Origin of the sequence: Arthrobacter sp. MYb224 (genome assembly GCF_002975455.1) — a bacterium.
Lineage (GTDB): Bacteria > Actinomycetota > Actinomycetes > Actinomycetales > Micrococcaceae > Glutamicibacter.
Genome location: NZ_PCPU01000003.1, coordinates 460,877 through 474,891 on the forward strand (window position 1 = coordinate 460,877; position 14,015 = coordinate 474,891).

Sequence of the window (14,015 nt, forward strand, 5' to 3'; positions counted from 1 at the left end):
GTGGATTACTGCAGCGTAGCGGTCAGCCGGCAGACGTTGTCGATCCAGCGCTGCAAGCGTGGACGGCGGCGCCACTCGCTCAAGGTCAGCTCCGAAGATATTTCGCGGTAGTGATCTTGCACCTTGTTCACCGCGTCGACAATCTCCGGGCCGAGCATCATCACCGAAATCTCCATATTCAAGCTGAACGACCGCATATCCATATTCGAAGAGCCGACCACGGCAACATCGTTATCGGCGGTGAAACACTTCGTGTGCAGGACCTTCGGGGCCGGGTAGCGGTAGATTCTCACGCCAGCTTGCAGCAGCTGCTGATAATAGGACTGTTGCGCGTGATGCACCAGGAACTGGTCTCCTTTTTCGCAGACGAAAAGCTCGACCTCCACGCCGCGTTGCGCGGCGGTGGTGATGGCATAGAGCAGCGAATCATCGGGGACGAAATACGGGCTGGTGATTTTCAGCCGTTCGGTGGCCGAGTACATCAGGGTATTGAATAGCCGCAAGTTATTTTCGGATTCGTAGCCCGGTCCACTCGGCAATACCTGGGCGAGTGTTGCTCCGGGTTGATCTGCCTGCGACAGCGGGTGCGAGGCTTCGGTCAAATCCGACAAGACATCGGTAGTGTCATCTTCCTGCCACCAATCGGTCGCAAAGGTGACGTCCAGGCTACGCACCAATGGACCCTCGACGCGCAGCATCATCTCGACCCATTCGCGGCCTAGGGCATGGGCTGACTCGCGCTTGTAGCCCGGTTCGATCAGGTTCTGGCTGCCGGTGAACGCTACCGCACCGTCCACGACGAGGATCTTGCGGTGGTTGCGCAGATCCGGGCGTCGCCAGCGCCGGCCAATCGGGTCGATGGGCAGCATCGCGCGCCATTCGATGTCCGATTTGCGCAGCCGCTTCTTCAAATCCCGGTAGCCGGTCACGCGCAAGGTGCCTAGGTGGTCGAAGAGCAGGCGGACGTTCACCCCGCGGCGTGCGGCGGCCTCCAATGCGTCGAGGACCGGGCCAACATATTCTTCATCATCGCCCATGATGTAGAACTGGATGTGCACGTAGCGTTGCGCCTGCTCGATGGCCTGGCGCATGGATTCCAGGGATGCCTTGTAATTGGAAAGCACCTCAATTTTGTTTCCTCCGTCAAGCGGGAACGCCCCAAGCTTGCGATTGAGGACGACCGCAGACTCCACCCATTCTTCGGTGGAGTGGAATTCTTCGGGAAGCTGCATGTGGGAGGTGGCGTTCGTGATGCTTTCATTGGCGCGGCGTTGCTTCTCCAAACGACGCCGCGAAAGCCTCGGATTCGCAAAAAGCAGGTAGGCGGCCAGGCCTGCCACGGGAATGAAATAGATCGCCAATAGCCAGGCCATGGCGGTGGTTGGACGGCGGTTTCCGGGGACGATGCCAATCATCACGAAGCGCACAATGATGTCAATTGCTACGGCAATTGGCCACAGGACGGCACCAATCTGAAGCAACAGTTCGCCGCTAGGCAACATCTAAACACGCTCCGCTCTCTTTTTCATTTACGAATTTAGCGTCTTTGACGCAGTCAGCGCGCCAAACTCCTTGACTTAGACTATCCAATCCGTGGCGACTTGTGCGTGCTTGAAGCCCTCATTGGTGCGTAGTGCGGCAAAGTTTCGATAATCTTTAACTATGAGCTCACTCGTATTCCTTGATCCGGCGTATCCTGCCGGGCGCTTGGCAGACATTAACGCACCACAACTTCCAGTAACCGCCCAAGGCGTGACTCGAGGCGATGGCGTGTTCGAGTCGATGCTGTACACCAACCAGGCCGTACGCAAAATGGAAGCGCATCTGGCCCGTCTGGCTATTTCCGCCGAGGCCTGCGATCTTGTCATCCCCGACGAGCACCGTTGGCGCGCGGCCATCGATACCGCCGTGGCTGACTTTGACGCCGATGGCGGCGCCGAAGAAGCAGTGGTCAAACTCGTGGTTTCGCGCGCTGATTCCGACGCCGAGCAGGCGCTGTGCTGGGTAACCGTGGCCCCCGCCCCGCAGTTGGGCAAAGACCAGCGCGAGACCGGAATCGACGTTCTGCTACTGGACCGCGGCTACGATTCGAAGCTTGCCGAGCGGGCCCCCTGGCTTCTGATGGGCGCCAAAACCTTGTCCTATGCGGTGAATATGGCGGCCTTGCGTTTCGCGCACAAGCACGGAGCCCAGGACGTCATCTTCACCTCCTCGGACGGTGTGGTCTTGGAGGGCCCAACTTCCACCGTGCTCATTGCCCAACGCGATGGAGACACCAAACGGCTGATCACCCCGATGCTTGAAACTGGCATCCTGCCCGGCACTACCCAAAGCGCGATCTTCGACGCGGCGGAACAGTACGGTTGGGAGCTGGGCTACGGTCCGCTCCGACCGGAGGACCTCTATCAGGCCGATGGGGTCTGGCTGGTTTCTTCGGTACGGCTGCTCACTGCGGTCCACACCCTTGATGCGAAACCGCTACGCCTAGACGCCGAGCTCCATGCGGAGCTCAGCGAGCTCAGCGCTTCGGTCCGCTAACTCCAGACCAGGTTGAAGGTGCCCGCCCACAAGGCGGCACCGATGGCCACGGTACCCAATAGCACACCCGTTGCCAACACCGCGCCGTCACGCCAGGTGAAGGACACCGAGCGCACCCAGGTACGTGTTCCCGTGCCAAAGCCCTTGGCTTCCATGGTCACCGCAAGCCTTCCGGCACGGCGCAATGCCTGCACCAACAGCGCGAGCACCTGCCCGAGCTTCGCCTTCACCCGTTGGGTCGGTGAGCGAAGGTCGCCGACTCCTCGCGCGCGGCGGGCCAGCGTCAGGGTGGTGAATTCCTCCACCAGCAAGCCCAGCAACCGCATCCCGGCCAGGGCTCCCAAGACGAAGCGGTGCGGAACCTTGAGCTGTTGCGCCAAGGCGCCGCCGAGGTCGCTGGGGTTCGTTGAACTGAGCAAGAGCACCGTGGGCACCGCGAGCGCGAGGGTACGCAATCCGGTAGCTACTCCGGCGCTCACCGATCCTTCGGTAATGCTGAGTATCCCCAGGCTTAGCAGCGTTTCGCCGGAGTCTTCACCTACCAAGGCAATTCCCCAGGCGGCGAGGGCCCCGGCAACAATAAGCGGCCAGCCGCGGCGCATAAACGTGCCCAAACGCAAGCCCGCCAGCGGCAAGGCAAAGAGCGTAGCAAGGATGACCACGCAGGCAGAGACCCAGTCGATGGTCGAGATCAACGGCAAGGTTGCCGCAGCGATCGCACCCAGCTTGGCCAACGGATTGATTTTTGCCAGCCAGCTATCCCCCAAGGGCGCGTCGAGCATCGGGCCTTGGCGTACCGCTGCCGGCTTGGCATCCGGCTCCTCGCGAGTCATTACGATCTGCGCCGCGTTGAGCGCGTGAGCGAAATCTTCATCGTGGGTCACCGCGACCACGGTTATCCCCGATTCGAGCGCCTCGATCAGGATGTTTGCCAGTTCCAGCCACGTATTGGCATCTTGCCCGAAGGTCGGTTCGTCCAAGATCAATACATCTGGTGAGGCGGCCAGCACCGTCGCTACCGAAAGTCGGCGTTTCTCGCCACCGGAGAGCGTGAACGGGTTGGCCTCGCCCAGATGGGCAAGCCCCAAGCGGTCCAGCAGTTCCTCCACCCGCAGAGCAATCTGCGCTGGAGCGTACTTCTCGTTCTCCACCCCGGCCTGGCGTGCTCGGGTAGGTGCGAATGCCAATTCTTCGCGGACGCTTTGCGTGACGAATTGATGTTCCGGTTCCTGGAATACCGACCCGATCCGTGCAACCAATGCCCCTGCCCGCCAGCTGAAGGGTTGCGGACTCAACCCATCGGCCAGGTCGCTGCTTGCTTCGACACTGCCCGTAGCCGGCTCGAGCAATCCGCCTAAGGTCAGCGCCAAGGTGGATTTCCCTGCACCATTTTCCCCGCGAATTACCAACGCTTGGCCGGCGCGCAGCCGCAAGTTGATTTCGGCCGTGCGCACCGCCTGCGGATGGCGCGCCGCGCGCAGGTTCACCGCCGCGAGCAGTTCCGCTCCCTCGCGTGAGTGAAGAGGTTCGGTGTGCGGAACGTAGCCGGGAATCCAAATGCCCGCCCTGGCTAATTCACGGCGAATCTTTTCATTCTCAAAGAGCGCCCGCGGCTCGAGGTCATGGGCGATCCCTCCGCCAGGGGCAAGGACGAGTACGCGGTCTACGTGTTCTGCCCAGGCCTGCAAGCGATGTTCCACCACAAGCAGTGTCGCACCGGTGGCATTGGCGGCGGCAATCACCGCATCACGCAGCGGCGCGATCCCCGACGGGTCAATGTTTGCGGTGGGTTCGTCCAGGAGCATCAGACCGGGGCCCATAGCAAGAATCCCGGCCAAGGCCAGCCGCTGCTTCTGGCCACCGGAGAGTTCCTGGGTGCGGTGCGACAAATCCAGATTCCCAAGTCCTACCGCGCGAAGCACCTCGGGGATTCGCGCGCGGATCAGTTCCGGAGCCATTCCAAGATTCTCCGCACCGAAGGCGACATCGTCGCCGACCCGGCTCTGCACGATCTGTGTTTCGGGGTCTTGCTGCATCAACCCGACCGGGAAGCTGCGGGCAAAGGCATCCCGTCGCTGAATCTGCAGTTTGCCAGTGGCCTGCTGCCGTTCGTCGATCTCCAGAACTCCAGCCAAGGCGTGCAAGAGCGTTGATTTACCGGCGCCAGATGGGCCTAGCAGCAGGACCTTCTGCCCGGCGGGAATATGCAGGTCCAGTCCGCTAAGCGCCGGCAATGGACGTTCGGCATGGTGCCAGCCAAAGTTGTCGGCCGTGATCTCAAAGCCGCCACCGCCGAGGTGCCCGGGGGTGGCTTCGGTAGTCGAAGAACTCAATTCAGGCACTGCGCAGCGAACCTTCAAGGTGTGCCGAACGGCTAGCCAATGCTCCCAGGGCACCGGTCTTCGCCAGAGCACGGGTTGCCAACCACGAGAGAAGTCCGGCAATAACTAGGCCGGAAATGCCCATGGCAACTACGTGGAACAGCTTCATCGCCTCGGTGTACTCAGCGAAGTAACCCAGCAGGTAGGCTTCGCCGATTCCGCCGAAAATTCCCGACATGAATCCCGCAAGCAGTGCCACCGGCAGGTTCCACCGGCGGTACCTCACTGCGGCAAAGACCACCTCGGCTCCGAGCCCCTGGATCAGGCCGGAGAACAGCACCGCTAATCCCCATTGGGAACCTAGCAAGGCTGAGATGACGGCGGCGAGGATCTCGCAATACAGCGCGGCACCGGGTTTCCGGATAATCAACGCACCGAGCACCGCGGGAAAAAGCCACATGCCAGATACGAAGGCGCTTGCCGGTGGGAAAGCCACGAAAGCAAGGCTGACCAATCCGTATCCGGCGTTCCAAGCCCAAAAGATAACGCCCGAGGCGACCGCGATTACCGAGGCCACAACGATGTCGACCACGCGCCAGCTGGCACGGTTAGTTGCTGGTGCAACGTTCATAAGGTTTGTCCTCCTATGTAAGGAGGGGAGATGCACGGACCGGTGGGCGTTTAATCGCGCGCCATGATCCGCATCCGAGATGCTCGACTTCCTTCGCCGGTACTAGCCGGGGCAGGTTCGAGGGTCTGCGATCTATCGCACTCTCAGCGTCTTGCACCGCGAACGGCATGACGCTCCCCTGTCGGAATGATTACTGCTCAACCACCATACCGCAGGTATGCTGGGCTACAGAACGAAACCTTACGACGCGAATGCGAGGTCCTCATGAACTCAGTGCAGAAGCTTGTTACCCTTGGAATTTCCATGGGAGCGGGAATGCTTGGAAGCCGACTGGTCGACAAGGTCTGGAAAGGCTTCACCGGAAACGACGCGCCACGTCACGGCAAGGAAGCAGCCGCGGAAGCGAGTATGCGCCAGGCTTTGGGGTTCGCCATTTTCTCCGCCGTGGTCGCATCGATTATCCAGGTGCTGGCTGATCGCGGCACCAACAAGGCCATGAAGAAGTTCAGCAAGTAACATTGCCGAATTCCTTTGGTGGGGCAGGCCATTTGGCCTGCCCCACCAAAGTTTAACCAGCAGCTAGGTGCTCTCGGGCTCGTCGTTCTGTGCAGGTTTCGCTGGCGGCACCGCTGCGGTGGTTCCGGTCGTCTGCGAATGATTGCTAATGACCTGTTTTAGTTCATCAACATGCAAGGTTTCTTTCGCCACGTGCTTCGTGCGATATCCGGCGCGGCCAATCATGTGCGCCGATACCGGGGCAGTCAGCAGCTGCAATCCCCAGGCCAATACAAAGACCGGGATCAGTCCCCAGCTGCGCAAGTGGATGATGAGTCCGGCGAAGAGCAGCAGGAAGCCCAATACTTGTGGTTTCGTGGCCGCGTGCATGCGTGAAAGCAGATCCGGGAAGGTAATTAAACCGATTCCGGCGATCAGCGACATCAGGGAACCAAGTACCAGCAAGAGCGCAGCGAGTGCTTCTAAGAACGTGTCCATTAGGCGTTCCTCTGATCCGATACGAACCGCGAGACGGTAACCGAGCCGATGAATCCCAAGGTGCATGCAACCACCGTGAACAGCAGGTAATCGGTGTGCCGGTTCAGCGCCATGTCTAGGCACAGCGCACTGGAAATGATCAACAGCATGACGTCGAGAGCGAGCACCCGGTCAAGAATCGAGGGGCCCTTGAAAACCCGCCACAGGCAAGCGATAGAGGCCAGCGCCAACATCACTCCGCCAATCCATACAGCTATTTCAATCATTTCTTGGGCTTCCTGCTGGAGAAATCCGGACCGCATTCATTCTTGATCGCCTCGTATTCATCGGGGCTTCCGATGGCCATGATCAACCGGCGTTCAATGTCGTGGATATTCGCTCGCGCCTTTTCCACATCCGCATCGCTATTCACATCGAGATAGTGCAGGTACAAGGTGGAACTGCTGCGGTCCACGTCCACCACGAAGGAACCTGGGATCAGGGTCAGCACATGGCCCACGGTCATCACTACCAAGTCAGATTCGGTGCGCAGCGGCACTGCGATCACCGCGCTGCGTGCCTTCTTACGGCGTACTATCGCAACTCGCGCCACATGGCCGCTGGCGACGAATACCTGACCGAGGAACCACGCGAAGAGCTTCAGGCAATACCAAAGGTTTATTCGTCCGGGAAGCACCACCGGCGGCAGCGGGAATAGATTCACGATGACGATCGAAATAATCGCGCCAAACAATAGATTCCCGGCCGAGAAGTCCTGCCACAGTGCACCCCATACGAAGATGAGCAGCAGGAGCAACGGCCACTCCTGCTTGAAGGTGGCACGGTGACGGACACCGGAGGTATCCAGCGCATCATCGATGCGCTGGTCACGATGTTTGAGGTTCTTGTCCTTCATGCGCCTTTCCTCCTAACTCAACGGTAGTACTGCGTTGATGAATGGTTCACGTGCAATCAATTCGGCCGCCACGCGTTCACAGAAGGCGAAGATCGGCCCGGCGAAAATGGTCAGCGCGATACCTGCGGCAACGAGCGAACCGGTCGCGTAGCGCATCCCCCAAGGCAGGGACTCGGATTCCAACTCGCGGGCAAGCTTCCTGCCCAGATGCGGGGACTCGGCGCCGCCTGCCGCGGCATGTTCCAGAACCCGCGTGGATTCTGCGATCAATTGCGCGTTCGGCACCTCGGCATCCGCCGCACGGCGCCAGAACATACGCGCCCACACACGAATAATCGCAAGCAGGGTCAGCAAACTGGTCAGCAGCCCGGCGCCGATGACCACCCAAGTCAAGGCGTCTGCCTCGGACGACGCCGCATGCAACAGCCCGAACTTCCCGAGGAATCCGGAGAAGGGCGGGATGCCGCCGAGGTTGATGGCCGGAATGAAGAAGAGCACGGCAAGCATCGGAGACAGCTTGGCCAGCGAGCCGAGTTTGGTCACGTTCGCGCTGCCTGCTCGGCGTTCGATGAGCCCGGCAACCATGAATAGCGAGGTCTGCACGATGATGTGGTGGCCCACGTAGTAGATGGTGGCGGCGATGGCCAGCGGTCCGCCGACGGCAACACCGAAGATCAGGTAGCCGATGTGGCTGGTTAGCGTGAACGAAAGCATACGTTTGAGGTCCGTCTGGGCCAGCGCACCGAGAATACCGATGACCATGGTCAATGCCGCAACCACCAGCAGCGCGGCGTTAACCGTCCCGCCGGGGAACAACAGCGTTTCGGTACGGATGATCGCGTACACCCCGACCTTGGTCAGCAGCCCGGCGAATACCGCGGTGACCGGGGCCGGAGCCGTTGGATAGGAGTCCGGAAGCCAGAGCGAGAGCGGGAAAACGGCGGCCTTGATGCCGAAGGCAATAAGCAGCAGCACGTGCAGGATCAGGTGCGGGCCTTGGTCCAGTTCGGGCAGCTTCACCGCCAGGTCTGCCATGTTCACGGTACCTGTGGCGGCATAGATCATTGCGATCGCCATCAGGAAGATCACCGAGGACACCACCGAAACCACCACATAGGTGGTTCCGGCGCGGATGCGTTCGGCGGTACCGCCGAGGGTCAGCAGCACGTAGCTGGCGGTCAGCAGGATTTCGAAGCCGACATACAGGTTGAATAGATCCGCGGCGAGGAAGGCGTTGGACACGCCGGCGAGCAGAATCAGGTAGGCCGGGTGGAAGACCGATACCGGCCCCGGTTCGTCCCCATCGGCCAGGCCCTGGCTGGTCGCGTAGAACAGCACCGCGAGGGACACCACGGTCGAAATCAGCAGCATGAAGGAGCTGAAGCCGTCGACCATCAGCGCAATGCCGAACGGCGAGTCCCAGCCGCCAATGTGGATGGCATAGCTTTCGCCGCCCCACACCGCTGCCACCATGCCGGCTTCGAGGACCAGCGTCAGGCAGAGGATGCCGATCGTGATCAGCCGCTGGACACGGAGGCGGCGGCGCGCCAGGAACGCTGCGCCGGCACCGAATATCGGCAGCAGCACAGCCAGCGGGGAGAGTTCGAGAAATTCCATGGTTACTCTTCCCCTTCTCTAATCGGTCGGCCTTCTTCATCGACGAATTCTGTCGTGTCCTCGGCTACCGGCGAATCTTCTTCTTCGTCATATGCGGTGGACTGCGAAACCTTAATATCCTCGGTATCGTCGGCAACCACATCGGCGCTGGTCAGCGCCCAGGAACGATAGATCATCGCGAGCAGGAACGCGGTCACCGCGAAGGTGATCACGATGGCGGTGAGGATCAAGGCCTGCGGCAACGGATCGGAGTACTCCTCCGGGGCAATGCTCGAATCAAACAGCGGCGCCACCCCGCGGCGTCCGCCGCTGGTCAGAATCAGCAGGTTCACCCCGTTGCCCAAGAGCATGATGCCAAGCAGCACGCGGGTCAGGGTACGTTCCAGTACCAGATAGAATCCGGCGGCCAGCAGCACGCCGGTAATCACCAGGAAGGTAATATTCACGCTCATCGTCCTACCCCCGAAGCCGTGGCGTGGGTGACATCGTGTTGTTCGATCGGTGAGCGCCCCTCGGAGAGCTCATCGATTTCGCTACCCAGGGAGCGCAGGACGTCCTGTACGAGGCCAAGGACCACCAGATACACTCCAATATCGAAAATCGTTGAGGTGACGAACTTATGTTCGCCAAAGACCGGCAGCCAGAATTCCCATACGTAGGTGGTGAAGATCGGGTCGCCGAAAAGCACCGGAATCACTCCGGCAATTCCGGCCAGGGCCAAGCCGCCACCGATCAGCATGCCAGGTGCGACACGCATCGATTCGGAGAGCTCCACGCGTCCGCCGGCAAGGTAGCGGATGGTCAAGGCCAGCCCCGCGATCAGCCCGCCGGCGAATCCCCCGCCGGGAGCGTTGTGCCCGGCGATCAGCGCATAGACGCTGAGCAGCAACACCGTGTGGAATACCAGCCGGGTGACAATCTCGAAAATGATCGAACGCCGTTCGGCCACCAGCGTGTTGCCGGCCATCAGCCAGTCCTGGTTGCTGGAGCTGGCGAAACGCCGGGCCACGCGCAGCCCAACTTCCTTGCTCCGCTGGTCGCCCATGGCTTCGGAGCCGCGGTCGATGCTTCCCGGTGCTACATGATGGGCGCGCACGCGCTGCCCGAAGCTCCGGCCGGCGAAGATCAGCGAGGCCACGCCCGTGGCCGCAGCCGCCAGCACGGTGATCTCGCCGAAGGTATCCCAGACGCGGATGTCCACCAGCGTCACGTTCACGATGTTCTCGCCGAAGCCCTCGTAGTAAGCCAGATCCGGGTAGGCCAGCGAGATCGGGGCTTCGGTGCGTGCGGCCATCATCGCGATAGCGATATACACCACCATGATCGCCAGCGCGATGGCGAGCACCGCGCGGCCCCAATTGATCTCGGTCAGGCCAACCCAGAGGCGTTTGGGCAGGGCGCGCAGCGCCAGCACGAAGGAGACCAGCACGATGGTTTCCACCAAAAGCTGGGTGAGCGCCAGATCCGGGGCGCCCTGCAGCGCGAAGATGGCAACCATCCCGTAGCCGGTCACCGAGACCATCAGCACCGCCATGAAACGCTTCGGCGCCACGATCGCGATCACGCAACCGGTGATGATGATCGCGCCGATGACCAGCTGAGCCGGATGATCGGCAATGACCCAGTTGGTGGGCCACGGAGTTTCGACGGTCAGCGCGATGGACAGCGGCAAGATGAGCACGACCATGAGGATCACGCCCAGGTAGAAGGACAGCGAACCACGCTGGGTACGACCGGTGGTCCAAATGGCGACACGGTCCAGCACGTTGATGCTCCCGCGGTAGACTTCCTCGGCGGAAATCACGCTGCGCCGCAACGGCGCTCCGGTATCGGTGCGCTTGCGCAGCCAGAAGAACAAAATACCGATGGCCACCGACATGGCGCTCAGTCCCAAGGCCGGGTTGAACCCGGCGAAAAGCATTAGATGCATCTGCCCCGGTCCGCCCTGCAGGAGCGACCAGTGGGCGATCAGCGGTTCGATGAATTTCGGGTAGAGGCCCAGCGCCAGGGTGCACAAGGTCAACACCAGCAGGGGGCTCAGGAAGATCAGCGAGGGACGCTTATACGTGGTCTCGCCGGCGATCTTCGGTTTCACGCCGAAGGCCCCGATGAGGAAGCGCAAGGAATAGGCCATGGTCAGCGCGGCGCCCAGAACCAGCCCGATCAGCGCGAACGTCCCCCAGCCGGTGTCCAGGTGCAAGGCGGCCTCGTAGACCGCCTCCTTGGCGACGAATCCGAACAATGGCGGGATCCCCGCCATCGACGCGACGGCGATAGCGGCGATCAGCGCCAGGATCGGCATGCTGCGCCGCAGTCCGGAGAGCTTGCGGATATCACGGGTACCGGTGTTGTGGTCGATGATGCCCACGGTGAGGAACAAGGTGGCCTTGAACAAGCCATGTGCCAGCGTCAATGCCAGCGCGGCGAAGGCGGCTTCGGCGGTGCCGAAGCCGAAGATCGCAATGATGAAGCCAAGCTGCGAGACGGTGCCGAAGGCAAGGATCAGTTTCAGGTCATACTGTTTCAGCGCGCGGTAACCGCCGATCAGCATGGTCAGCACGCCAATGCCTACGGTGAGCGGCACCCAAAAAGCAGTTTCGGAAAAGCCCGGGGCCAGTCGGGCGATGAGGTATACCCCGGCCTTGACCATGGCCGCGGCGTGAAGATAGGCGGAAACCGGGGTCGGTGCGGCCATCGCTCCGGGCAGCCAGAAGTGGAAGGGAACCAGCGCGGATTTGGAGATGGCTCCGAGCAGGATCAAGGCGATGGCCACGTCAACGAACATTCCGGTGGAGACCAGCTGTTCGGACTGCGCGATCCACTCGGAGAGCCGGTAGCTGCCGGTTTGAGCGCCAATCATCAGCAGCCCGGCGAGCATGGCCAATCCACCGAAGGTGGTTACGATCAGCGCGTTCATTGCCGAGCGTCGCGCGGTGATCAGGTGCTGGCTGAAGCCGATGAGCAGGTAGGAAAGCACCGAGGTGATTTCCCAGAAGATGAACATGATGATGACGTCGTCGGCGGTCACCAGGCCGGTCATGGCGCCGGCGAAGGCGACCATCTTGGCGGCGAAGCCACCGATTTGCGGGTCATCGTTCTTGAAATAGCGTCCGCAGTAGATCAGCACGAGTGCGCCAACGCCGAGGATCAACAGCAGCAGGCTTGCGGCTAGCGCATCCATGCGGAAGTTCAGCCCGATATTCAGGCCCGGGATCCAGTCGATGCTCAAAGAAGGTGGCGCGTTCGGGGCCCCGGATGACAAGGTCGGGTCTGCTGCCAGGACGGCCGGCATGCGTGTGATGAGCCAAATAAAACCCACTGCAGGAACAATTGCCACTACATAGAAGGCGTTTCTTTTGAGCGCCCGGAACAGCATTGGGGACAACGCCGCCGTTGCAAAGAGTGCAATGAGAATTATTAACACATGTCTCCTCTGTCGACTGAACAAGGGGCCAGAGTCCGACGAACAGAAAATGTCCGCTACGCAATTTTATCAGTCCAGAGGGGATTTTATGCACTGTTGAGCGCTTCGGGGAGCAATTGCGCCACCGGAGAACAACATGATGAATTCCGACACTGGCATATGCATGTGCTAATTCATTTTCTGATCACCGCAAACCTGTACGATGCCCACATGGGATCGAATATTGAACCGGTGGTAGACCAACACGGTGGCAAGTGGCTCAATAAGTACACCTGGGCTTGGGCAAGTTGGGATTGGGGCCAGGCGGCGATCAACGCAGTGATGATCACCTTCGTGTTCACCGTGTATCTGACCAGTGAACTTTTCGGTGATACCGACCATTCATCGCTGGTCCTCTCGCAAGCCCTATCCATCGCAGGCTTGTTGATCGCCTTGCTTGTTCCGGTGACCGGGCTCCGGGCGGACGCCGCCGGGCGGCGCAAACTCTGGATCATCGTTAATACCTTGCTGCTTGTGCTGGTCTGCGCCGCCGGCTTCTTCGTTTACCCCGATCCGAACTACCTGCTCTTTGGTGTCGGGATCATTGCGGCCTTGTCGCTGTTCTCTGAATTCGCCGGGGTGAACTACAACGCGGTCCTGAACCAGATTTCCACGCGCGCCACCGTTGGCAAGGTCTCCGGCTTCGGCTGGGGCATGGGGTATGTCGGCGGAATTCTGGCGCTGGCCCTGGTGCTCTTCGGATTCGTCCAGCCAATCGTCGACTGGCCCGGAGCGAACACGGCCGACTCGCTGAACTTGCGGTGGGTCGCGGTGTTCAGCGCACTGTGGTGCCTGATCTTTGCGCTGCCGCTATTCTTCGTCATTCCCGAAAGCACCTCGACGGTGTCGACGAAGATTCCGTTGTCGCAGTCCTACAAGGTGTTGTGGGGCCGCATCGTGGGTCTGTGGCATGAAGACCGCAATCTGCTCTTCTTCCTAGGCTCCTCGGCCGTTTTCCGCGATGGGCTCAGCGCGATCTTTACCTTCGGCGGCGTGATTGCCGCCGGAACCTTCGGTTTTACGCTCACCGAGGTCATCATCTTCGCAATTGTGGGCAATATGGTCGCCGCGCTCGGCGCGGTAATAGGCGGTCGCCTCGATGACGTGATTGGACCGAAGGCGGTAATCACCGGTTCGCTCATTGGCTTGCTGATTGCCGGGGCCGGGGTGTTCTTCTCCCCCGGTGCCTCAGGATTCTGGATCTTCGGACTGCTGCTCACCCTATTCGTGGGACCGGCCCAGTCGGCCTCGCGCTCCTACCTGTCCCGGATGATCCCCGAAGGGCGCGAGGGCGAACTTTTCGGCCTCTATGCGACCACCGGACGTGCTGTCTCCTTCCTCGCTCCGACGCTTTTTGGACTGTCCATTGCCCTTGCCACCCCCTTGGTGGAGAGCGGTCAGGCACAACGTTATGGAATCCTGGGAATTTTAGTGGTGCTTCTGCTCGGCCTGTTGTTGCTGCTGCCGATCCGCTCGCCTCACAAAACACCGGGCAGCTAGAAACGCGAATGCCGTAAATCTTCTCCTGCTGGCTAAGCCCGGTGCACTAGTGATTGA

12 protein-coding genes and 1 riboswitch are annotated in these 14,015 nt (G+C 60.7%); of the genes, 3 read left to right on the forward strand and 9 right to left on the reverse strand.

Annotation, left to right across the window (positions count from 1 at the left end):
• Window positions 1-5: 5 nt before the first annotated feature.
• Window positions 6-1,502, reverse strand: a complete 1,497-nt coding sequence (cls, locus tag CQ017_RS08160) for a cardiolipin synthase (RefSeq protein WP_105553275.1) — start codon at window positions 1,500-1,502, stop codon at window positions 6-8.
• A gap of 160 nt (window positions 1,503-1,662) precedes the next feature.
• Between cls and CQ017_RS08165 the strand changes: the two genes are divergently transcribed.
• Window positions 1,663-2,538 carry an aminodeoxychorismate lyase gene (locus CQ017_RS08165; RefSeq protein ID WP_105553276.1) on the forward strand — a complete coding sequence of 292 codons (876 nt, stop codon included), beginning with the start codon at window positions 1,663-1,665 and terminating at the stop codon, window positions 2,536-2,538.
• On the opposite strand, the gene CQ017_RS08170 is transcribed toward CQ017_RS08165, so the two are convergent.
• Window positions 2,535-4,871 (reverse strand): ATP-binding cassette domain-containing protein, encoded by a 2,337-nt coding sequence (locus CQ017_RS08170; RefSeq protein WP_105553365.1) that lies wholly within the window; start codon window positions 4,869-4,871, stop codon window positions 2,535-2,537. The genes CQ017_RS08165 and CQ017_RS08170 overlap by 4 nt on opposite strands.
• A gap of 1 nt (window position 4,872) precedes the next feature.
• Window positions 4,873-5,490 (reverse strand): ECF transporter S component, encoded by a 618-nt coding sequence (locus CQ017_RS08175; protein ID WP_096283298.1) that lies wholly within the window; start codon window positions 5,488-5,490, stop codon window positions 4,873-4,875.
• Window positions 5,491-5,561: 71 nt separating this feature from the next.
• Window positions 5,562-5,680: riboswitch (TPP riboswitch) on the reverse strand.
• 74 nt (window positions 5,681-5,754) lie between these two features.
• On the opposite strand from CQ017_RS08175, the gene CQ017_RS08180 reads away from it, so the two are divergent.
• On the forward strand, window positions 5,755-6,006 hold the full coding sequence (locus tag CQ017_RS08180; RefSeq protein ID WP_096283297.1) for a DUF4235 domain-containing protein: 252 nt from the start codon (window positions 5,755-5,757) through the stop codon (window positions 6,004-6,006).
• A gap of 63 nt (window positions 6,007-6,069) precedes the next feature.
• Here the strand turns inward: CQ017_RS08180 and mnhG are convergent, their stop codons facing one another.
• Genes mnhG through CQ017_RS08210 form a run of 6 tightly spaced genes read right to left on the reverse strand, consistent with a single transcriptional unit; the run spans window position 6,070 to window position 12,419 of the window.
• Window positions 6,070-6,483, reverse strand: coding sequence for a monovalent cation/H(+) antiporter subunit G (gene mnhG / locus CQ017_RS08185; protein ID WP_105553277.1), 414 nt, complete (start codon window positions 6,481-6,483; stop codon window positions 6,070-6,072).
• Window positions 6,483-6,749 (reverse strand): monovalent cation/H+ antiporter complex subunit F, encoded by a 267-nt coding sequence (locus tag CQ017_RS08190; protein WP_096283295.1) that lies wholly within the window; start codon window positions 6,747-6,749, stop codon window positions 6,483-6,485. Before CQ017_RS08190 ends, mnhG begins: the two co-directional genes overlap by 1 nt.
• The gene (locus CQ017_RS08195; protein ID WP_105553278.1) at window positions 6,746-7,378 is read right to left on the reverse strand and encodes a Na+/H+ antiporter subunit E; all 633 of its coding nucleotides are present in this window, start codon (window positions 7,376-7,378) and stop codon (window positions 6,746-6,748) included. Before CQ017_RS08195 ends, CQ017_RS08190 begins: the two co-directional genes overlap by 4 nt.
• Before the next feature lie 12 nt (window positions 7,379-7,390).
• A complete protein-coding gene (locus CQ017_RS08200; protein WP_096283293.1) occupies window positions 7,391-8,995 on the reverse strand; it encodes a Na+/H+ antiporter subunit D in 1,605 nt (534 codons plus the stop codon).
• 2 nt (window positions 8,996-8,997) lie between these two features.
• Window positions 8,998-9,447: a Na(+)/H(+) antiporter subunit C gene (locus CQ017_RS08205; protein WP_096283292.1), complete on the reverse strand. Its 450-nt coding sequence runs from the start codon at window positions 9,445-9,447 to the stop codon at window positions 8,998-9,000.
• Window positions 9,444-12,419, reverse strand: coding sequence for a Na+/H+ antiporter subunit A (locus tag CQ017_RS08210; RefSeq protein ID WP_105553279.1), 2,976 nt, complete (start codon window positions 12,417-12,419; stop codon window positions 9,444-9,446). Before CQ017_RS08210 ends, CQ017_RS08205 begins: the two co-directional genes overlap by 4 nt.
• 210 nt (window positions 12,420-12,629) lie before the next feature.
• On the opposite strand from CQ017_RS08210, the gene CQ017_RS08215 reads away from it, so the two are divergent.
• Entirely contained in the window at window positions 12,630-13,958 is a 1,329-nt protein-coding gene (locus CQ017_RS08215) for an MFS transporter (RefSeq protein ID WP_096283536.1), read from the forward strand.
• The last annotated feature ends 57 nt before the right edge of the window (window positions 13,959-14,015 follow it).